The sequence below is a fragment of the Microcoleus sp. B4-C1 genome, from assembly GCF_036705285.1.
In the GTDB taxonomy this organism is placed as follows: domain Bacteria; phylum Cyanobacteriota; class Cyanobacteriia; order Cyanobacteriales; family Microcoleaceae; genus Microcoleus.
This window is the reverse complement of record NZ_JAUBUC010000082.1, coordinates 1-20,525: the sequence shown is the minus strand read 5'-3', so window position 1 is coordinate 20,525 and position 20,525 is coordinate 1. Positions and strand designations below refer to the sequence as shown.

Below are 20,525 nucleotides of genomic sequence, written 5' to 3'. Positions count from 1 at the left end.
CCTTTTTGGATGGGCTCTTAGGCCCATCCCACTTTCAAGAGTGGAAGTTATTTAATTCTCATTCCTAAACACAGAGCTTAGTTTAAATTTGTTCTTCCCCTTGATTAAAACGCTGAATTCCTTGATTTTCCTCTACGCGCACAATAGCATCTTTGGGAATATTGAGGATGCCTGTAAATGAATTTTGGCTTACTTTGAAAGCTTCTTCCTTATTTTTGTACTCGGCAATTTCGCGCTGTAAATTGTCAATTGTCTCTTGAAACCGAGCGGCTTGTCTGAGCATTTCTTGTTCTGAAAAGTCCAGCAATTGAATCAGATTAGCCACCTGATATTCAAGTAATTGGGTTTCGGCAATATTGTTATTAGTAACAAAAATTTTAGAAATTTCTGAATAGTCAAAAACACTTTTTTTTTCGGGCTGGGATAATGCGGTTTTGACACTAAGTGCCAAATCTTTAAATATTTCAGCCGTGCTTTGGGGAATTTTAACTTTTAGGAACATCACTACCGCAAACACACTTCCTGACGGCAGAAGTCCCCCAAATGCCAAGACAGACTTGACTTGGTAGGGGATAATTAAGGAATTTTGCTCAGGAATAAAGGGGCTGCCTTTTGCCTCTGATACGTGAAAAATATTTAATACTGCGGGTTCTAATTGCAGGAACCTTTCTCGCTCAATTCCGAGGAATGTAGGAATGTCTAAACCAAACTGCCGGATTATTTCCGAAATCGCCGGCATTTGAGCCACTAATTTTGTGCTAACTAATGGAATAGCTGTATTTTCTGCTGCGGTGTGCCGAGAATTCCACTGCGGTTCTGTGCCTGCGGCTGCTAGCAGAGTCCAACATTTCATGTCGGCGGCGGGGGAATTGCCCTTCATCAAGCGGCGCGCGGATTGTTGCAATGAGTCTTCTAATTCCCCGTAGGGATGAGTTTTGAACAAACGCACTAAGGCACAGGTATTTTCTCCAGTTTGCGAATCGCAAAAATGTCGGTAAATATAGTTAACAATCTTCTGGCTGCTGGCTTCCATACTAGCAGTATTTCTACCTAAATGGCGCAGGACTAAGCTGCATTTCGCCATGTCTTGCGGGGTAAATAAGGTAATATCGTACATTAAAAAATGCTCTCCAAGAGCTCAAACACTGTTTTTCATTTATCGTTAAGGCCGCTAAGCCATCCGGAATCCTACTGAGAGTTTTGAAGAAAGTGTTATATCAAATCCGGTAGCATCGTCCTGTATTCCTCTCTGTATTCTCTCCCTCTGCGTTCTCTGCGCCCTCTGCGGTTAAATCATTCCGATACAACCGGAAACGATATTAGTTAAAATATGTAGAAAATTTGCCGGCCAAATGCAGCGGTTGTATGGCAGGATACAGAAATTAAGATTAAAAAAAAATCTATCCCCTAGGGTAGGCCACAACGACAGAAAAGCCGATTTATAATATACAGGTTTTTTACGAGAACTCCCCCAAAGGAATTAAAGAAAAAAGGTTTTTCAGCGGATATGCCTCGCGTTGTCTAGGGCATTTTCGTAGATAAAAGTCGGTTTCTGGGTCAGCCATATTCACCGAAATCCTAGAAACTCAAGCTGCAATTTTTGTGGCGGGCGATCGCACGCCGATTAATCAAAAATTGGTACAATTTCGTCAGTCTTGGACGCAAAAACCGGGTTTGCTTACAGAAAAAAAACCCGGTTGCTTTGTTTTGGCTAAGTAGATGCTGTGTTCAAAACTTTTAACAACCCCACACAACTCTACTCAGCAGGTGGAGACTTTGCTTCCAGGGCATCTTTAGCAGACAATCCCTGATCTTGAACGCCAAAATACCACAAACTAGCAGCAGCTTCGGCACGAGTGACTGATTTCTTCGGCTGAAACAAAGTAGTAAAACCAAAAACCCGGCGAATATTCGCCAAATCTCCATTGTTAAAATCAGCTAAAACTGCCCGCGACGCCTGGGAATCAATCTTAGAAGCATCTTGAAAACCCCACTTTTCTTTCACTCCTTCAATGTTAGCTGTCGGCAAAACTTGACGACTATCTAAAGGCACTTTCCAGAGAATCATTGTTTCGCGAGTTAAAGGTGCATCCGGGCGAAATTTCACATCTTTAGTTTCTCCAGAAAGCGAACTCGGAATTACACCGGCTTCTGCTAAACCTTGAATTGCTGAAAAATCCGGGTCAGTTTTGGGTACGTCAGAAAAGGCTGGTTCGCTAGAGTCTACTGCTAATCTAATTTGTTTGGCTTGACGGCTAGCATAAATCTGGTTGTTAGCTGCGACTAACCAGCGGGCGTATTCGCGGCGAGTAATAATTTTGTTGGGTTTGGGTAAACTGCTGGCAGTTTCTAAATTAGCGCTTTCTGTAGTTCGCACTTTTAGCACTTCCAACTGACTTAAATCTGCCACAAACTGCCGCAACTGTTGAGGAATTTGGGTGTCTAGTTGGCTAACTTGTGCTGATTTTGGCGATGCAGATGGTGTTGGAGTAGTTCCCTCTGAATTAGAGGGAGTTGGTGAAGCGGATGGAGATGCGCTAGACTCGGAATTATTAGGTTGGGGACTGGCTGCAATTTCGGGGCTTTCTTTGCTGTAGTCGATCGCAAATTCTGTAGAACCCCCTACTTTCTGAGTAGGAGAAAGCGACACTGTTACCCGTAAATTATCTCGCGTTGCTACCAAAGAACCTTGTCCCTCGGCGGTGGGGCGGCTGACTATTTCCCAGTTGCGACGCCCAAACTCTGTGGAGTAAAAGTTCTGAACCGAATTAACAGGATCTGTGCTTTCCCACCGCAGTCGCACATTTTTTTGCGACGGATCGGTTGGCCCACCAACTTCGATTAACTCAGCATTAGGATAGAGTGGAATCTCTGTCGGGAAATCCGGAGGAAGTTTGGCGGTAGAGTTTGTCTCAATTGCTGTCGCTGGTGGCGGGGAAGAGAAAACTACTGGATTTTGTTTTAATTGCGGATCGGCGGCTAAAGATTCTTCGAGGGCCTTGCTGTTGGGGCTGTTTGCACAAGCTGTGACAGCAGCCAGCAGACACACAGCTAGCCAAGTATTTACAGCAGCGAGTATATTGGTTTTATTGGTTTTAGTGATTTTAGATCGTCCTTGAGAGTTGCCGCGCCGTTGAGTAAATATAATATTCAGCATAAATCGCCCCTTTGCAGATATATTTCTAGGCTAGCGCAGATCGATCGGGCAAATATATTTATTACCCAAATGAAATTTCTGTATTTACTTCTAGTTACTGCTACATTACTTTCATACCCTGTCAAGTTTGCCCGTCCTGCTGCATCTCAACCAGCCCCGCTACAGACAGCCATTCAGATGCCAGAGTGGCAGCCATTTTGCTCGGCGATAGGTCAATTTGCGATCGATATGCCGGCAAATCCCAAAATTAATTCCGAAATTTTTTCAAATCAAATTATTGCTCATACATACCGATCGAACTTAAAAAACAAAGAAACTTATTTGCTTCAATACTTTGACCTAGATTTTCGGCTGAGGAACAATAATATCAATAATATCAGAATAACTTTAAATAGTGCCGTTGATGTTTTCGTAGTGGCGGCGAATGCTAAACTCTTGCAAGTGCGGGATATTTCCCTCGGAGGCTATCCGGGAAAAGAATTTGAGTTTCAGCCGCTTTCCCCCACTGAACCTGTAGGTGTAGGTCAAGTTTTTTTGGTAGAAACGCGCGTTTATGGGCTGGTAGCCAGTACCTCAGAACCAGAAAATGCTCAAAAATTTCTCGACTCTTTTCGTTTATTTTGAAGCAGGAAGTTGGGTAATGGGTAGTGTACGATATTTAACGGATTTAACGGAGAAATGTTGAAGGAATAAGTCACAGATTCCAGGAAAGAGAGAAAAACGAGTGGGGAGCGGTTATCTAATTTATTAATAAAACTTATGCTTGGCAACTGGGTGTTCAGGAAAATCTTGACTTGGGCAACAAAAAAGATTCCCATCAACCGCGTTTTTGAGGAAGAATGTAGTCAGAACTAAATTACGCTTGATTTCACGTAATACCTTATGGTATTTTTTGTACTCTATCTAACGACATAGATAAATTTTACACCCGTGGAGCGATGTAGATACTTGCTCAAGTTTATATATTTGATATAAGGATTTTTAAATTGCAGAAAGCACAAACCAGAAAGCACAAACAAAGATGCTGTCTTGCTCCATCTCGCTCCCATCTGGCTCAACTAAGTCAGCCTCATAGAAAGCTTACCCGGAGGGTATTAACCTATTATGAACAAATTAACACCAATTCTCCTCAGCGGCATCCTATTATTTGGAGGTGCTGCTTGCAGCGACGTGGCTAAAACGAGCGCTGATGCTCCTAATTCTGCCACAGGAAATACCACTAGCCCGCCCCCAGCCGAGACTGTTCAAAAAACTCAGGGTGACGCCACTAGCCAGATTCGCCAAAACCAAGCAAATTCTGATATTAGGGCCAGAGAACAGCGCAACAATGTGACGGGAGGCGATGCCATAAGAGCCGATGGCGACCTCCAAAGTGAAGTGCGCTCCAAGTTAGAAGTAAACATCACTAAAGGTCAGCTAACTGTGGAGGCCAAAGACGGGCTTGTCACCGTAGGTGGCACAGTTCCCAATCAAACTGATCTAGCTAAAATTGAGCCGCTAGCTAAAGAGATTAAGGGTGTCAAAGATGTGAATGTTACGGCTGTTGTCGCCCCTGCTGCACCCGCATCGCCTAGCAGCAATCAATAAATGAGCCGGAAGAAGTCCGAGGGAAAGATATAGTTATCTAGTAGGAGAGAAGTCTGAGGGAAGAGGGTAAAGTTTGGCATTGTAAGATTGCTTGCGGAGCAGATTACAAGGCTTAGGTGACTCTCTAGGGAGAGCTGGGTTTTAAAGTGAAAGAGTTTAAATTGAATTTTAAATTCACCCATTCAAAACTCACGCAATACCTGCAACTTCCCCTTCCCAATTTCCGATTTCCCATCCCGGACAATTAGTGGGAAACCAACCTGAAGATAGAGTGGGAAGTTATTCCCAGCGACCGATGAAAATTGTTGGGAAAAAATGACTAAATGTGATTGATGGCAGAGCATAAATTCTGTGGTTGTGTAAAAGTAGTATATTTTTCAGGAGAAAAAAAATGGCTTTAGGTCAACACAAGCGAGCTGTAGGAGCATTTTCTAATTACCGAGATACGGAACTAGCCCTGATGGAGCTGCAAAGTACCGGGTTTCCGATGAATAAAGTTTCGGTAGTTGGGGAAAAGCTAGATAACAGCGAAATTGCGGGCGCTAGCGCTGGTAAGAGTACCGACGAGAAAGTCGGTGGTGGCGCCAAAGCAGGGGCGACAGCGGGAGTCGTGACGGGCGGTTTGATTGGGTTACTCGGAAGCATTGGAGCGCTAGCGATTCCGGGAGTTGGCCCGGTGATGGCGGGGGGTGCGATCGCAACTCTGCTGGCAGATACTGTAGTCGGAGGCGCGATTGGGGCTGCAGCAGGCGGTTTGGTCGGCGGTTTGGTCGGTTTGGGAGTTCCTGAAGATAAAGCTAAAGCTTATAACGATCGCGTCTCGCGCGGAGAATATTTGGTATTCGTAGAAGGAACAGATGCCGAACTTGCCACAGCCGAAGGAATTATGACTGTGCGGGGCATTCAGGATTGGGGCATTTACGATGTGCCAGCAGACACCGGCCGCAGAGCTTCGGGTCGCCAGAAGCGCGCCGTGGGAGTATTTTCCACCCGCCGCGAGACGGAACACGCACTGGGAGAACTGAGAACTGCCGGTTTCGACATGAATCGGGTTTCGGTCATCGCTAAGGATGCTGACTCCAAGGGCGACATCGCAGGCATTGACGTGCACGACAGCACGGACAACAAGGCCGATGAAGGGGCCACAAAAGGCGCCCTCACAGGTGGCACTTTGGGCGGTTTGACAGGCTTGTTGGTAGGTCTGGGCCTAGTGGCAATTCCGGGCATCGGGCCGATTATGCTGGCAGGAGCCTCAGCTACGGCGATCGCCACTACACTTGCCGGTACAGCTTTGGGTGCGGCAGCAGGGGGCTTGATCGGAGCTTTAGTCGGTATGGGAATTCCCGAAGAGGAAGCTAAAGTATACAACGATCGCGTGGCGAAAGGAGATTACTTGGTACTGGTTGACGGCAGCGAAGCAGAAGTCGCTAAAGCCGAAAGCATTCTGAGCCGCGGAGGTATTCAACATTGGAACACCTACGACTATAATCCCAGCGTCGATAGTGCTCGCGCTGATTACGGCGCACCGGGCACTCCAGGGGTTGATACTACGCCTGGTATTTACGATCCCAATCAGGGCGTTACGGGCAACCGTCGGATTTAATCATTCAGACTTTGTTTGGGTATGGTTTCTACTTTCTGCAGGGTAGTCGCACTCGCGCACTCGGATTGTAGAAAGCGATCCAAGCAACAGTGGCGAGCTAGCGGTTTTACGCTTCGTCGGTAAAATTATCTCAAAAGTCGGCTTTTTCTCTGAAAGCTGGCTTTTGTTTTGTTCTGGAAAGTTAAAAAAGCTCCCTGTCAAAAGTTTAATTTGGATTAGGGGCTCAATCCGTGAGCTGGGCTTTGCGCCGGAGGAGCGATGGGCTCCCTTAATTTTTATAGCCTAAATCAGCAGCAGTTTTTTACTCTGTAACACTCACTACAGCTCGATTGCCAACCCCGCAGTATTATCAAATTTGATGACATAAATTACAGCAGATATTGCCCAGTTAGTCAAAGAGCGACTATCTTTAATTATGGGGTGGCTAATTTCACCAACTTATACAGGTGAAGTACCCAGTCCCGCGCGCCCAGAAATGCCTGCGGTGGTCGGCAAATATTAGAATAGTAATAATTGTCGGAGGCTTCGGGCAAGACTTAGGCTGGTCATTAGTTAGCTGTAGCAGCCGAATTGCCGTTGGCAATACCTGCTACAGGAATACAGTTTTTCTGGGAATGCCTCACCGAAACATTTGAGAAGCCCAGAAACAGCTTTTATGTCCGGGAGCGCGTCAGGTGTCGGGTGTTCTGTAAATTAGAACCGCAAGCGCTCATGGATCGAGTAAACATTAACAGCAAGCACAGCAGCGCGGGAGCACAATGGCTCGCGGCTAATTTTTTCGCGAAATCTCAGGCTCAGCGCAGCGTATTGTTTGCTTTGCCTGCTGCTCGCTCAGCACTCCGAGGGAAACAGCCTTCCTGTGGGATTTCACGCTGCGCGCAGCACAGTGGGGGGAGGTGAAACTAGCTGAGCTGACCGAGCTCTGCTTTCAGGGGCGATCGAAGATAGAAGGCACTTATGTAGAAGGCATTGGGGGTTGAAGCTCCGATATCTTGTTTCTTGATTGCACTAATAAATTCGATCGCCAGTACCAGCAATTTTTCCGGTCAGAATGCGGCGCGGATGCCGCCAGCAATACCCCAAATATTCGATCTATCTTTACAAGAGCGATCGACCACTTCTCGGTATTTTGGTAAATAGTTAGCCGGTAATATTAGTGGTTAGCAGTTAGTATAAATAAAACTAACAATTAACAACTAACATCAACGGCTAAATAATTACTAGCCAAATAATACTTACAGGACTTACAGGCGGCGAGAAACGCGGTTTTTTCATAACTTCCGCGCTAGCCAACCTCAGATTATACCAGAACCCGGTTTATTTTCGTAAATTATAACTATGAGAGCAGGGTGATGGTAGGAATCAAGCAGTTTTGACAATTGTTAATGTGGCAGTATTAGTTTAAAAAACTGACTGGCAAACACGATAGTACAAACTTTCACACAACATAGAACATCGAGAAATTAAGGAAACTCACTCAATTTTTTTATGAATTTCACTGAACTTTTAAGTGCCGATGAACTTTTAATTAGACATAGAAACGGGGAACGAGATTTTCGAGGAGCTAACCTCATTGCAGCTCATTTGAGTGAAGCTAATCTCAGTCGAACAAATTTGAGCAACGCTAATTTGAAAGGTGCCAACTTAATTAGAAGCAAACTGATTGGAGCTAATTTAAACGCCGCCGACTTGAGCGGAGCTAATTTGTCTAAGGCGAAATTAATTGAAGCCAACCTGGGAAGTTCTAGTTTCACTGGAACTGTGGCGATATCCGCAGATTTTAGCGGGGCCAATCTCAGCGGAGCAATATTGTCTCAGGCGGACTTGAGCAAAGCTGTGATGACGGGAGCGAGTTTAGTAGGAGCTTGTTTGCTAAGTGGCTCGAAACTAACTGAGGCTAATTTGAGCGGGGCGACGCTGAGCCGAGCAATTATGAGCGGGGTTGACTTAAGTAGAGCAAATCTGACGAGAGCGATTCTCACCGAGGTAGATTTGACCGGGGCGAACCTGAGCGGAGCAACTTTAACTCGGGCTTATCTCAATCGCGGAAATCTCAGCGGCGTCAATTTGGTTGGGGCTTGCTTGAGCGAAGCAAGTCTGCGGGAGGCTTCTATTAGCGCTGCTAATTTAAGCGGTGCTGACTTGAGCGGTGCTGACTTGCAATCGGCCAATCTAAATGGCTCTAATTTGAGCGGTGCCGACTTGCAGGGAGCTAATTTGAGTAAAGCTAATTTAAATGGTTTGATTCTGCACAATGCGGATTTGAGGGCTGCGAATTTGAACAAAGCTTCTTTGCGGGGAGCTAACTTGAGCGGTGCAAATTTGGCAGGTGCTAGCTTGCTGGAAGCGGATTTGCGGGGGGCGAATTTGAGTCACGCCAATTTGTCGGGAGCCGGTTTGCTGCTGAGTTCTCTGACAGGGGCGAATTTGACAGGAACTAATTTGTCCGAGGCTAATTTGATTGGGGCCAGCTTGAATGTGGATAATTTGAATGAAGCAGCTTTGGGCGGGGCGATTTTGCCGAATGGAGCTACTCACAGCCGTGATTGATCAGTTGATTAACCATAATTAATTAGGTCAATCTCAACAAAACCGAACACCGAGAAACCCGATTTTTGTATGGGCGGTGCCCAGAGTGCCGGCCCTTCCGGGTTTCTAGCCTCTCCATCGCCCGGAGCTGATTAAGGCGGTTGAGCTTTAACCCAATTCTACGGAAAGCCGATTTTGGCAGGAAATGCAGGAAACATCGATCGCCCCGCTCAAACTCCAATCGAACTCAACTTGCACTCGGTCAGGGCCCAAGCGCCCCAAAAAATCCGGTATCCTCGCGCTCATCGCTATTGGGGAAATATTTTGGGAATTTACTTGCAAAATTTATGGACACCGTGCTATGGTTAAAAGGTTTGAGACTTAAAAAATCAATAGAGGTAAAACCCCGCAGAATGAAACAATTGGGAACCCATCTGGTCGCTGATGCTTGGCAGTCTCCTGGAGACCTGCTCAACGATCCTGAACGTATCCGCCGCGCTATTCTCGATGCGATCGAAGCCGGAGGAGCTACTCTCATCGATTTGTGCGTACACCAGTTTAGTCCTCACGGAGTGACAGCTACTGCTACTTTGGCAGAGTCCCATATAGCAATCCATACTTGGCCTGAACACGGTTATTTTGCTGCAGACTTATTTTTCTGCGGAGCCGGCGACCCTCACCGAGCCATGAAGGTGCTACAGACAGCTTTGGAAGCTAAACAGGTAAAACTCACTGAGTTCACGCGCGGTTTCGAGCCCGGGGTGGGAATCGTAGGTTCTGCTTGTGAAGAGCAGTATGCCCCTCGTTCAGTAGAAACGATTGCCGCCAGAGGATGATGGCCAATTAGCGTAACTTTGAACATTTTATGCTAGGTTTTGTTTAAAATCCCACGGCTTGAGCCGTGGGATTCTTGTTGGAATTTACTTTTTCATTAATAAAGGGCGAACAACTAAATAACCTGCACCGAAAGCTGCAATCACAATCAGAAAAATCGCGATCGCCAACCACAATCCACTTAAGTCTGAGGTTTTTTTGAGTTGCGATCGCACACGGTAAGGAGTTTCCGGCACCTCTGTAAATAATTTTTCGGGAAGTGGCTGCGGCATCGAGGCGGCTGTTGGCTCCGGTTCCGGTAGTGGGAAGGGGAAAGCCACTGTCTGAGGTGGTTGAGGTATGGCAGAGTTAGTCTGCGAGGTTACAGGTGGTGGGGGCGGAGGTTCAACGCTGAAATTGAATTTGACTGACGGCATTTGAGGCATCCCTGTCTGGGTGATGCTCTGAGCCGAGTTGACTACTTGCTGTAACTGTTGGGATACTTGAACTACTGTTTCTACTTCTCGCCGCAGTTGTTGATTTTGTTGGACTAATTGCTGATTGTGGGTTTTGAGGGAGTCCACCATCGCTTGGGCTGCTTGGAGCTCTGCCGTGACTTCTCGATAGAGGGAAATTGGTACTGATGGAGAGTAACTATTTGAGTTTTCAGGGGAAGTATTGTCAGATAAGGTAGTATTTTGCATAATTGTAGATGGCGAGGGTGAACTTGTTTTAGTTTAGCCTGAGAGTATTTGCAATTAGATCGATCGCAACACAATTCGTCAAGATATTTGTTACAGATATTGAACGTAAAATTAATTTAATGTTACAAGTTTTTAGTCGATCGCTATGAACAACCACGCACCCGAACAAACTATGTCGCAAAAGTCAAGCACCGAGGAAATGAAATACGGCGAACGCCAGATTTTGGAAGGGGAGTTAATTACTTTCCCGAATCCGCGAGTCGGGCGGCGCTACTCGATTAACATTACGTTGCCAGAGTTTACTTGCAAGTGTCCGTTTTCTGGCTATCCAGATTTTGCGACAATTCACGTTACTTACGTGCCAGACGAGCGGGTGGTAGAGTTAAAGGCGCTGAAACTGTACGTTAACAGTTATCGCGATCGCTACATTTCTCACGAAGAATCGATCAATCAAATTTTAGACGATTTTGTGGCGGCTTGCGCGCCGCTGGAAGCGACGATTAAGGGCGATTTTTCGCCGCGGGGGAACGTCCACACCGTGATTGAGGTGTCGCACCAGAAGTAGGTGCAGTCCCTGTGAGTGTCCGCCCGCTTGAACTGCTTTAGCGGGTAGGTATCTCATCGGAGAGAGATTCTAATGACATAAATTGTTTGACATTTAATATTTCAATCAACACCAGTTCTCCGCTGCTAGAATAGTGCAGAATCATGTTTCCTTCATCTTCGGCATAAGCGATCGGGCAATCAGAAATTTCGATCAGCATCGCATCTACATCTTGGGTGTATCTAATCTTTTTCATCTCGTGACTTTCTAGAATCTCTCTTTTTAGTAATGCGTGTTAACTGAACTCAATCCTTTTCATCACATTTATTTCCTGTTTAATTATCCGTTTTTTACCTGGTTTAAGGTGCGCCTAGCGCACCCTACGGTTAGCTTTGACTAGCTAGAGAAGTCGGCGCTATTTCGCTCTTTTTTTCCTCTTGTTTCGATTCTGCCAACTTGTCCAAAATCTCCACAACTTCTCTTTCAAAAGTCACCTGAGCGCGATTTGTGCGGCCGCCGACGTATAGTTTGCCGTCCTTTTCCAAAGCCCAAATCTGCGAGTGAGACAGATAGCTCATCAGCACACTAAGCATTAGCAACCCGAAGCCAGTATAAACGATCGGAATGCCCGGATCGGCTTTAATTTGCAATCCCGTACTGCCTACAACTTCGTCAATTGTCAGCATGACTCCGTTAACTTCTACCGCCGTGCCGGCGCGAACTGTAGTTAACAATTTGCCATCCGTACCGTACACTAACATCGTTCCTTGCAAGTCTTTTGCTAGCAGAGAAACTCCCGCACTCAAATCGGGTTTTGTGGGAATCCAAGCACCCCAAATTCGGCCTTTACCTTGAGTGTCTAACTGAGCCATTGGCAATTGTAAAACCGGGCTTTTGTTGAGGCGAACTCGCACGGCGGCTATTGCCCAATCTGCTTGATAAAATGTGACTCCCCGATATCTTAGGGGCTCGTTAACGTGAATAGTTTTACGATCGACCTCTTGGCCTGTCTTGTCCAAAACTGACAGGTCAGAGTAAAATTGGTCGATCGCACCGCTCGGACTATAATCAATCCAGAACCGATTAACTCGCATCGACCAATCCTTCGGTATTTGCGGCCCCGCCCAAGGCCCCGCATCCAAGATATTCTGCACCTGAAATGTTTCGCCGCTGGCAACCATTTCTTGACCTAGAAATCCCGTCATTGCGCCCCATATCGACCCAGCTAAAATAATTAGCATACTGGCGTGAACAATAATCGGGCCGATTTTGCCAATTATTCCCTTGCGGGCATAAACTTTTTCGCCTTCTCGAAATATGCGGTAGTTTTTTTGCTGCAAAAGTGGTTCTAACGAAGTTAAAGCAACTGTTTCTAATTCCGCACTGAGAGCTAATTTTTCAAACTGCTTTGGTTCTTCATAAAATTTCCAGCGACGGGCGGCTTTTAATGCGGGAAATTGTCGGGTAAATGTACAAGCTGTTAAGCTGCTGCCAAACAAAATTAGGATTGACAAAAACCACCAAGTGCGGTATACGTGGTCAAGTCCTGCAATTAGCACAACTTTCCAAGTTAGGAAGCCGAACAAAGCAGGGTGTTCTGGATAGTTAGATTGGTAAAAAGGTACTGATTGGCCTTGTTCGATAACAGTGCCGGAAATGCTGAAAAATGCGATCGTCAGCAGCAAGATAATTGCCAACCGCAAATCTGCGAGCACCGGCAAGATTTCTCGCTTGAAAAACTTTTGAGGGGCAGTCGCCCAGTTTGAGAGTTTTGATAGAAATACTTCTTTTGATGTCATTGGTAATTATGAAGAAAGTTCGGCAACGGATTTTGTAAGGGATGTAACGGATGTCAGCAAGTTCGGCAACGGATTGTGTAACGGATGTAACGGATGGCACAAGGGAGAAGGAAGAAAAAAGAGGGAAAAACAAAAGATGAACAAAATATTATTATGTTTATTGAAAAAGTCTCAATCAATTTTGAATTCTTTCTCTTTTCTTTCTTTCTTCCTTCGTGTTCTAGCGCTTACGCGCGGCTTCGCCTAACGCGTCTTCGCGGTTCGTTAAAAAAACTTAATTCACGCATTCCGTAGTGATTGCTATATCTTTCAATAAGGGCTGAAGTCCTTACAACGAAACTTACGCGGGAAGGATGCGGGAAAGCAGAGAGAAAACGCCAAATCCTACTAGCAAAACGCCACTAACAGGCGTAATCCAACTCGACCACCGACGTAATTCTAACAGCTTTTTTATGCTAGCAGTGAAAGTACCTGCTATTATTAGCGGAGCGACGTAGCCAGCAGCGTAAAACAGCAGTAACACACCACCTAAAACTGTATCTCCCGTTTTGGAAACCCAAGCTAAGAGTGTAGCTAAAACCGGAGTGCTGCAGGGAGAGGCTACTAAACCAAAAGTTAAGCCCAATAAGTACGATCGCACACCCGCCGGCAAATCTTTCGGCACCCACCCCACAGCGTCGAAAGACGGCATTTGTAAGGGTAAAGCTTCGAGTAAATTCAGCCCCATTAGAATAGCAATAATGCTGACAAGAATTGGCAAACCCAGGCCAATTTTGCCGTAAACTTGTCCGGCAAATGATGCTACAATACCTAAACCCGCAAGGGTGGTGGCTAATCCCAGGGAAAACCACGCCGACTGGGCGGCGGCTTGCAGGCGACTTTTTGCTTCGTATCCACCGATGTAGCCGATCGTGATCGGCAACATTGAAAGCATACAGGGCGTTAAGCTCGTTAGCAACCCTGCCAGAAAGATGACTCCGACGCTGACTAAACTGAGGTTTGTCAGTTGAGTATTTACTAAGTTATTAGCAAATTGTGCGAGTTCGTAAAGTTGAGTTTGCAGGGTTTCCATCAGTCGATTTTAGATTTTAGATTTTAGATTTTAGATTTTAAATTTTAGATTGAGTCCACAGCCCATCGATTTTAGATTTTAGAGAGACTCTACAGATGAATTTGGGAGTTTAAACTAAATATCTAATATTTTTGTTATTCACGACTCCTGTCGGGGGCTGGTATCCCTAGGCAGGCGACTTCAGGTTCGGGGCTGTTCTGGCTTTGTTGAAAATTGTAACAGATGCGCGCAGGTTCGGTTTGAGATTTAAGATTTTAGCGAGATTTACTGGTTGGGAGTTAAAAGGTCGATCGCACCCTGGTTTAAATTGATATCTTGACCGCAAGCATCCAGGATACCCGCCACGTGATTCATTCCTTCGGAGACTCAGGAGGGAGAAATAAAAACCTGTATCCGATGAAACTTGCCCCCCGAATCTATCCGTGGGGTCAAGGCTTCAATCTAAAATCTAAAATCTAAAATCTAAAATCGATTGACAGCATCCTCAACAAGCTGTTGGCAATGGGCGCAGCTACACCCGATAATGCGAAATCAGCCCGAAAGCCTGTTGTTGAAATTATTCAAGCAGACTTTAATTTTACTCTACTGTAAATTAAAGCCACTTTCTTCATTAATAGACCCGTCCGGCATTATTGCCCCTGCCAGCACCGCACCTCTGAGATTTGCTCCCGTTAAAGTAGCGCCTTCTAAATTAGCATTGCTCAAATTTGTGACTTGTTTGGAACCTCGGAAAAAGAAGCTGTGCAAGTCAGCACCTGTTAAATTAGTGTCTGCCAAATTAGCATATTGCAAGTCAGCACCGTGCAGCGTCGCATCCGTTAAGTTAGCTTGGGTAAGATTGCTTCCCCAAAGTCGAGAATCTAAGACATTAGCATCTTGTAAATTGGCGCGGCTCAGATTTGCCAAAGTCAGATTAGCATCCCACAACTTGGTACCGTTGAAATTAGCTTCTGTCAAATTGGCTCGACTGAGATCCGTGCCTAGAATATCAGCATTTGCTAAATTAGCGCCGGTGAGGTCTGCGCCAGAAAGATCCGCATTTTTTAAGTTAGCACCGGACAAATTAGCGCCGGACAAATTAGCGCCGCTCAAATTGGCTTCTTGGAGATTAGCGCCCCGCAAATCGACAGCGCTCAAATCGCATTGCTTCCACAGAAAGCTGACGCACCAATTATCCTTTAATAGGTGACTCAAATCCTCCCCATTCGCTGCCATCACAGGAGGAGTTAAGTAGAGAGTGAACAGGACGATCGCCAACAATGCAGCGAAGAAAATTTTCAACCTCATAACTTTTTTCATTGACACTAATTTGTGCCATAAATTATTGATGTCTAATCAAAGCATAGCAAATAATCGGCAACTTTCCTCAGCAATATTACTCAAAAATATTAGTAATTTGTGGAACAGGCTGTCGGGCCTGTTAAGCGAGAATGGTGCTCGGGGCGTGAGTAAAAACCGGGTTTAAGATGGCCGTGTCCGATGGACAAATCCCGATCGAATATCGCTACAAAGTAATACTTGCTGCCGACAGTTGCGATCGCTCTCCCAGGGGCATACCTGCCAATAATCCCGGTAGAAACTGCTCAATATGGGAAGAAAGAAACCGCCAATCTAGCTTGAAAACCTTATATTTAAAGGGTTCTAGACGCATTTGTTCTGAAGTGCGATCGGCATCACTAACTAAGCCGAACTTTCATCACACAAGTCAATGCCCCAGCATCACCAAATCTCATCAAACTTATCACGTTCCTGAGACTACGGATATCACTGTCAGTAGCTGAAGTATGGAGGAAAATGACAGCATACAGTTGAACACCACTTCTCCCATGCCTACTATCCCCCTTCTCCCAAGCCAATTAGTTGTCACAACTATTTTCAATTCGATCGAATCTTTGGGATTCACTAATATTGCAGGCAAAGTATTTTCGGGGGAGCAAGCTGAATCCCGACAAGAGGCAAATTTAAAAGTTAGTACCAAAAAGTTTTACACTCAGGGTTTAAAAAATCTCGAACAACAAAACTTGGACGGCGCTATTAAAAATTTTACTGCCACAATTAACATTAATCCGCAATTCGCGTCAGCTTACAACGATCGCGGTGTGGCCCGCTACAAATTAGGCTATAAGCAATCGGCGATCGAAGATTTAACTACAGCCATCGAACTCAATCCTTACCGAGCCAAGTATTACAGCAATCGGGGGTTTATGCTGACTCGTTTAAAACATTATACTGCGGCGATCGCAGATTACAACTCGGCACTCCTGCTCAACCCTAATCTAGCTCAATCTTACTTTGACCGAGGTGCTATCCGCCTGCAAATGGAGAATTCCCTAGCAGCACTAGCTGATTTTGAGTCAGCAATTCGCCTCAATAACGATTTTGCTAAAGCTTACTTTAACCGAGGAGTGATTAGATATAAATTGAGAGAGGTTCAGGGAGCATTTGAGGATTTTCAGAAAGCGGCAGGGCTTTTTAAGCAGCAGGGGAGAATGGATTCTTATCAAGATGCGGTTTCTAAAATTAGTCAGCTATGGTATTAGTTGAATTTGGAAATTGGGAATTGATAATCAGGTAAGGTGCACCGAAGAGCACCCTACACCTATAATTAGGGCGTGAGTCTTGTTAAAGTTAGCCAACTCTCAAGGCGGCGTCTCCGGGGGGCAAGTTATCCACAACGAAAGGACTAAGAGAGTTAATTGCAAAAGCAGCATTTTGAACGGCTGCGGGGGTGGCATTTTGAACCACAGCCAAAGTAACTCCTCCAAATTGAATGAGTGTGTTGCTGCCTGATTGGGTGAATGAGGTGTTGGATAAAGGGCTGGTTAAGCCAATACGATCGCCATCTCCCGGCCTAAAATCAATAATTATATCGCTCGACCCATCCAACTCCAGATTTTCACCCGTAACCAGAACAAACGTATCAGTACCGCCACCACCAGTGAGAGTATCGGTGCCAGTATCGCCAATCAAAAAATCGTTACCATCGCCACCGATTAAAACATCGTTTCCTCTGCCGCCTCGCAAAAAGTCGTTACCAGCATCGGCATTGATAATATCGTCGCCGAGATTTCCGTTGATAATATCGTCGCCCACACCTCCGCTAATGGAGTCGTTACCTTTGCCGCCTCTAAGAAAGTCGTCACCCGCTTCGCCCGTGATAGTATCGTTGCCTTGGCTGCCGTTAATTGCATCATCAGTCGGTGAACCGATGATGCGATCGTTTGCGCTACCTCCGAGTACACCGCTGGGATTTTGCTGAGAGTCTTGGGGAGTGACTTGATAGTTGTTGGGGGTGTTTGGCAATCTGAGCGATCCCAAAGATAGATTTACGAAATTGGTACTATTGATTAAAGCGTTGAGCGCATTAACATCGCTAACTATGCTAGAAACCCGGCTGGGAACGATTCCTTGAACGACTTTTGCAGTTGAAATGCGATCGCCCTGCTGCACCGCATTCACCGTTTCAAAACCTTGAATAACGTTACCAAAAACAGCATAATTACCATCCAAAAATGGCAAATCATCCAAAGCAAAATAAAACTGCGAAGAAGCCGAATCCAAAGCATTAGAACGAGCCATTGCCACAGCCCCTCGATTATGCTGTAACTGCGGCGTCTGGGTTACAACTTGGCTGTAAACGGGTTGCGCGGCTCCTTGCGGCTTAATTTCCAAAGGAATAAAACGCGCCTGATTGGTATCAGGGTCAATAAAACTACCCGTTCCCAATTGACTCGCTGGAATTGTAGTATCTCTGCTGCGCGGATCGCCTCCTTGCACTACAAAAGGCTCTGGCTGGCGCACAACTCGGTGAAACATCACCCCGTCGTAAATGCCTCGTTCAACTAAGTCAACAAAATTGCCAGCGGTAATAGGGGCATTAGTGCCATCGACTTCGATCGTAACGGGTTGACCGTTAATTATCTGGACTACTATAGCTTTGCCTGTTAACGGGAGTGCAGCGCTCATGGGTAAATTGCTATTGGAGTGAGTGATATTTGGGTTTTAGAAGCAATCCGCGAATTGCCCTTACCCATTTAATCAGAAAACTGTAAACTTGTCTTAAGTACAGTTCTACTTCTAAAATTTATGATGTCCCGTCGCAAGTTTTTTACCACTTTATTGGCAATTTGTCTAGTTTTTCTAAGTTTCAATTTTGCCACACCTGCATTTGCCCTCGGTGGCAAGCTTCCGACGGTGAATCAACCAGCGCCGGATTTTAGTTTGCCGACAAACAGCGGCGACGGACAAGTGTCCCTGTCCGATTATCGCGGTAAGTGGCTGGTAGTCTATTTTTATCCGAAAGACTTTACTTCGGGATGTACGATCGAAGCGCGTCGATTTCAGGAAGACTTGCCGAAATACTTGGCAAAAAATACTCAAATTATCGGTATTAGCGCTGATGATGTCAACTCCCACGCGGAATTTTGCGATTCGGAAGGTTTGAAGTTTCCACTGTTAGCTGATACCGACGGTAAAGTGAGTAAAGCTTACGGTTCTTGGATGAGTTTTATCTCCGCGCGACACAGTTTTATTATTGACCCTGAAGGCGTTTTACGTGAAACTTTTGTGAAGATTAATCCGGCGATTCACTCTAAAGAAGTGTTTGCCCGGTTGCAGGAATTGCAGGCTAACGGGTAATACCATTTTAGATTTTAGATTTTAGATGTTAGATTTGAATAATTGGGAATGACTGATGAACCTTGTCTTGGTAGTGAAGACTACATTCCTCTGAAAATACAGAGGAATGTAGTCTTCACTGCCAACGTTATCAGGTTGATTTGAACTCACATCTTGCACCATTCTCAATAATTCTTTTTTGGGTGGATTCTCCTGCCCAACCCCTACTCCCCACAAGAAAATCTACTCTTTGTGGAACGGGCCCCAGATCCCGTTCTTGACAATGGTGCAAAATCTCAGTTTTACCGGAAATGATAGCTGTAACGTGACAAGCGATAAAAGACTAAATCTAAAATCTAAAATCTAAAATCGCCTGTCATGACATATTCAATGAGAATTAAACTTGCTATTGACTGCAACAGATGCGACAGAAGATTCATTGTCTGAAAAATTTTTCTTTCTGCTAGCCATGCGACGTTCCGGGTCAATTCCCTCGAAGGTTGGCGGCAACCAAACTCGGACTACCAACAACACTGCCAAAACCAGCAAAAATGCGCCTGTTGATAATATTTGAACCGAGGGAGTTTCCAGCACTCCCCGCACTATCACTTCTCGCAAAACTGATACAATACAAACTTCCACAGCTACGCCGATCGAAACTCTTTTTTCTTGCAAGTAAATAATTAGCAGCCGAAATAATTCCACTAAAACTAATAGAAATAAAATATCTGCCGTGACTTCCTGGAAATTCAAAGGAGGTAGCAGCGAGAAGAACATTTCTCGCAGTTCTAGCACCATGAAACAAAACAAACCAATACATAGGGAAATTACAATTAAGTCTTGGACTGTTTCCAGACCGGTGACGATTAATTGCAAATTCAACCATTGAGGGGGGTTACTCGACGAGTTGTTTAAACGCTTTTCCATTGACATATGCTGCAACTTGTTTGGCTTTCTTACAGCTTAATTGAACTTAGGTTAATCTATGGCAATTTACAGGTTTAATCTCTTTATCAGTCTCATAAAATTTCGATTGGTTGACAATTTCACACACACTTTTATTTGCCACCCAGGTGGCTTGACATTTAGTGATAGTTTATGCTATGTGAAGCCTGCAATAAGTAGCTTTGATATCTAAAAAATACAAGTCTGAATGCTGAAATGCCCCAACTGCTATAAAATATGAAAATTGTAAAGAATTATTTACCACAGCTTGATAAACTCAAGCTAGGGACTCTCGGCTTTAATCATACAAAAGCCGGAAAGTTAGCCCAAAAACCAAAAGTAATCCAGAGAGGATTGAACACAATGGCATTTGAACTTGCACCGTTACCCTTCGCCGCTGACGCCCTAGAGCCAGCTCATATGTCGGCCAACACTTTTTCGTTCCACCACGACAAGCACCACGCTGCTTACGTGACCAATCTGAATAAACTGATTGAAGGAACTGAAATGGCGAGCAAATCCCTTGAAGAAATTGTCAAGGAATCTGCTAAAGACCCATCCAAAGCCGGCATTTTCAACAATGCAGGTCAAGTTTGGAACCACAATTTTTTCTGGAATTCCCTCGCACCGGGCGGCGGTGGCACTCCGACAGGAGCTTTAGCTGAGAAAATCAACGCCGACTTCGGCAGCTTCGACAAATTCAAAGAAGAATTCAAGACTGCTGCGACAACTCAGTTCGGTAGCGGCTGGGCTTGGCTGGTTTTGGACAACGGCACTTTGAAAGTTACCAAAACTGCTAACGCTGACACCCCGGTAGCACACGGCCAAACTCCGTTGCTGACTTTGGATGTGTGGGAACACGCTTATTATTTGGATTTCCAAAACCGCCGTCCCGACTACATTACTAATTTCTTGGATAATTTGGCTAACTGGGAGTTTGCAGCTGCAAATTTGGCTGCGGCTTAGTAGCATCTTAGTTTGAGGACTAAAGTCCTCACTACAAACTTTATCGGTTTGTAGTGAGGACTTTAGTGGTGATGAATGAGAATTATTTAACCTGACATCTTGCAGCAATATAAATAAGAGGATTTTTCGTGGGGTCGGGCGGGTTTATAGAACCTATTTGCAAGCTTTAAGGCTGTTGGCGAACCCGCC

At 45.2% G+C, this 20,525-nt stretch carries 22 protein-coding genes; 12 read left to right on the top strand and 10 right to left on the bottom strand.

Going from position 1 to position 20,525, the window contains the following annotated elements; translation table 11 throughout:
* Positions 1–82: 82 nt before the first annotated feature.
* Positions 83–1,117 carry a histidine kinase gene (locus QUB26_RS25100; protein WP_333320169.1) on the bottom strand — a complete coding sequence of 345 codons (1,035 nt, stop codon included), beginning with the start codon at positions 1,115–1,117 and terminating at the stop codon, positions 83–85.
* Between the two features lie 639 nt (positions 1,118–1,756).
* The gene (locus tag QUB26_RS25095; protein ID WP_333241747.1) at positions 1,757–3,157 is read right to left on the bottom strand and encodes an S-layer homology domain-containing protein; all 1,401 of its coding nucleotides are present in this window, start codon (positions 3,155–3,157) and stop codon (positions 1,757–1,759) included.
* A gap of 69 nt (positions 3,158–3,226) precedes the next feature.
* On the opposite strand from QUB26_RS25095, the gene QUB26_RS25090 reads away from it, so the two are divergent.
* The 6 genes from QUB26_RS25090 (at position 3,227) to QUB26_RS25065 (ending at position 8,897) form a co-directional block, all read left to right on the top strand.
* Complete coding sequence (locus tag QUB26_RS25090) at positions 3,227–3,781, top strand: hypothetical protein (RefSeq protein WP_333241745.1); 555 nt, start codon at positions 3,227–3,229, stop codon at positions 3,779–3,781.
* A 480-nt stretch (positions 3,782–4,261) separates the two neighbouring features.
* Complete coding sequence (locus tag QUB26_RS25085; protein WP_333052400.1) at positions 4,262–4,744, top strand: BON domain-containing protein; 483 nt, start codon at positions 4,262–4,264, stop codon at positions 4,742–4,744.
* Between the two features lie 391 nt (positions 4,745–5,135).
* Positions 5,136–6,347: a histidine kinase gene (locus QUB26_RS25080; protein ID WP_333241743.1), complete on the top strand. Its 1,212-nt coding sequence runs from the start codon at positions 5,136–5,138 to the stop codon at positions 6,345–6,347.
* Between the two features lie 446 nt (positions 6,348–6,793).
* Positions 6,794–6,982 (top strand): hypothetical protein, encoded by a 189-nt coding sequence (locus tag QUB26_RS25075; protein ID WP_333208433.1) that lies wholly within the window; start codon positions 6,794–6,796, stop codon positions 6,980–6,982.
* Between the two features lie 364 nt (positions 6,983–7,346).
* A complete protein-coding gene (locus QUB26_RS25070; protein WP_333241741.1) occupies positions 7,347–7,487 on the top strand; it encodes a hypothetical protein in 141 nt (46 codons plus the stop codon).
* Positions 7,488–7,835: 348 nt separating this feature from the next.
* On the top strand, positions 7,836–8,897 hold the full coding sequence (locus QUB26_RS25065; RefSeq protein WP_333241739.1) for a pentapeptide repeat-containing protein: 1,062 nt from the start codon (positions 7,836–7,838) through the stop codon (positions 8,895–8,897).
* Between the two features lie 147 nt (positions 8,898–9,044).
* On the opposite strand, the gene QUB26_RS25060 is transcribed toward QUB26_RS25065, so the two are convergent.
* On the bottom strand, positions 9,045–9,182 hold the full coding sequence (locus tag QUB26_RS25060) for a hypothetical protein (protein ID WP_333241737.1): 138 nt from the start codon (positions 9,180–9,182) through the stop codon (positions 9,045–9,047).
* Positions 9,183–9,289: 107 nt separating this feature from the next.
* Between QUB26_RS25060 and speD the strand changes: the two genes are divergently transcribed.
* On the top strand, positions 9,290–9,712 hold the full coding sequence (gene speD, locus QUB26_RS25055) for an adenosylmethionine decarboxylase (protein WP_190743421.1): 423 nt from the start codon (positions 9,290–9,292) through the stop codon (positions 9,710–9,712).
* Positions 9,713–9,796: 84 nt separating this feature from the next.
* Here speD and QUB26_RS25050 read toward each other — a convergent pair whose 3' ends face one another.
* A complete protein-coding gene (locus QUB26_RS25050; protein ID WP_333208431.1) occupies positions 9,797–10,393 on the bottom strand; it encodes a hypothetical protein in 597 nt (198 codons plus the stop codon).
* 145 nt (positions 10,394–10,538) lie between these two features.
* Here QUB26_RS25050 and queF point away from each other — a divergent pair, with 145 nt between their 5' ends.
* Positions 10,539–10,958, top strand: coding sequence for a preQ(1) synthase (queF, locus tag QUB26_RS25045; RefSeq protein ID WP_333154950.1), 420 nt, complete (start codon positions 10,539–10,541; stop codon positions 10,956–10,958).
* Between the two features lie 37 nt (positions 10,959–10,995).
* On the opposite strand, the gene QUB26_RS25040 is transcribed toward queF, so the two are convergent.
* The 4 genes from QUB26_RS25040 to QUB26_RS25025 all read right to left on the bottom strand — a co-directional run bounded on the left by QUB26_RS25040 (position 10,996) and on the right by QUB26_RS25025 (position 15,095).
* Positions 10,996–11,193: a DUF2283 domain-containing protein gene (locus tag QUB26_RS25040; protein ID WP_333241735.1), complete on the bottom strand. Its 198-nt coding sequence runs from the start codon at positions 11,191–11,193 to the stop codon at positions 10,996–10,998.
* A 130-nt stretch (positions 11,194–11,323) separates the two neighbouring features.
* Positions 11,324–12,736 carry a cytochrome c biogenesis protein gene (locus QUB26_RS25035; RefSeq protein ID WP_333320166.1) on the bottom strand — a complete coding sequence of 471 codons (1,413 nt, stop codon included), beginning with the start codon at positions 12,734–12,736 and terminating at the stop codon, positions 11,324–11,326.
* A gap of 340 nt (positions 12,737–13,076) precedes the next feature.
* A complete protein-coding gene (locus tag QUB26_RS25030; protein ID WP_333233091.1) occupies positions 13,077–13,808 on the bottom strand; it encodes a cytochrome c biogenesis protein CcdA in 732 nt (243 codons plus the stop codon).
* Between the two features lie 582 nt (positions 13,809–14,390).
* Positions 14,391–15,095 carry a pentapeptide repeat-containing protein gene (locus QUB26_RS25025; protein WP_445299389.1) on the bottom strand — a complete coding sequence of 235 codons (705 nt, stop codon included), beginning with the start codon at positions 15,093–15,095 and terminating at the stop codon, positions 14,391–14,393.
* A gap of 179 nt (positions 15,096–15,274) precedes the next feature.
* On the opposite strand from QUB26_RS25025, the gene QUB26_RS25020 reads away from it, so the two are divergent.
* Positions 15,275–15,589, top strand: coding sequence for a hypothetical protein (locus tag QUB26_RS25020; protein ID WP_333241731.1), 315 nt, complete (start codon positions 15,275–15,277; stop codon positions 15,587–15,589).
* A gap of 45 nt (positions 15,590–15,634) precedes the next feature.
* Complete coding sequence (locus tag QUB26_RS25015) at positions 15,635–16,348, top strand: tetratricopeptide repeat protein (RefSeq protein WP_333241729.1); 714 nt, start codon at positions 15,635–15,637, stop codon at positions 16,346–16,348.
* Positions 16,349–16,436: 88 nt separating this feature from the next.
* Here the strand turns inward: QUB26_RS25015 and QUB26_RS25010 are convergent, their stop codons facing one another.
* On the bottom strand, positions 16,437–17,774 hold the full coding sequence (locus QUB26_RS25010) for a peptidylprolyl isomerase (protein ID WP_333320164.1): 1,338 nt from the start codon (positions 17,772–17,774) through the stop codon (positions 16,437–16,439).
* Between the two features lie 120 nt (positions 17,775–17,894).
* On the opposite strand from QUB26_RS25010, the gene QUB26_RS25005 reads away from it, so the two are divergent.
* Positions 17,895–18,446, top strand: coding sequence for a peroxiredoxin (locus tag QUB26_RS25005; RefSeq protein WP_333241723.1), 552 nt, complete (start codon positions 17,895–17,897; stop codon positions 18,444–18,446).
* A 366-nt stretch (positions 18,447–18,812) separates the two neighbouring features.
* On the opposite strand, the gene QUB26_RS25000 is transcribed toward QUB26_RS25005, so the two are convergent.
* Positions 18,813–19,352, bottom strand: a complete 540-nt coding sequence (locus tag QUB26_RS25000; protein WP_333052434.1) for a phosphate-starvation-inducible PsiE family protein — start codon at positions 19,350–19,352, stop codon at positions 18,813–18,815.
* 381 nt (positions 19,353–19,733) lie between these two features.
* Here QUB26_RS25000 and QUB26_RS24995 point away from each other — a divergent pair, with 381 nt between their 5' ends.
* Positions 19,734–20,336, top strand: coding sequence for a superoxide dismutase (locus QUB26_RS24995; RefSeq protein WP_333052685.1), 603 nt, complete (start codon positions 19,734–19,736; stop codon positions 20,334–20,336).
* Positions 20,337–20,525: the final 189 nt, after the last annotated feature.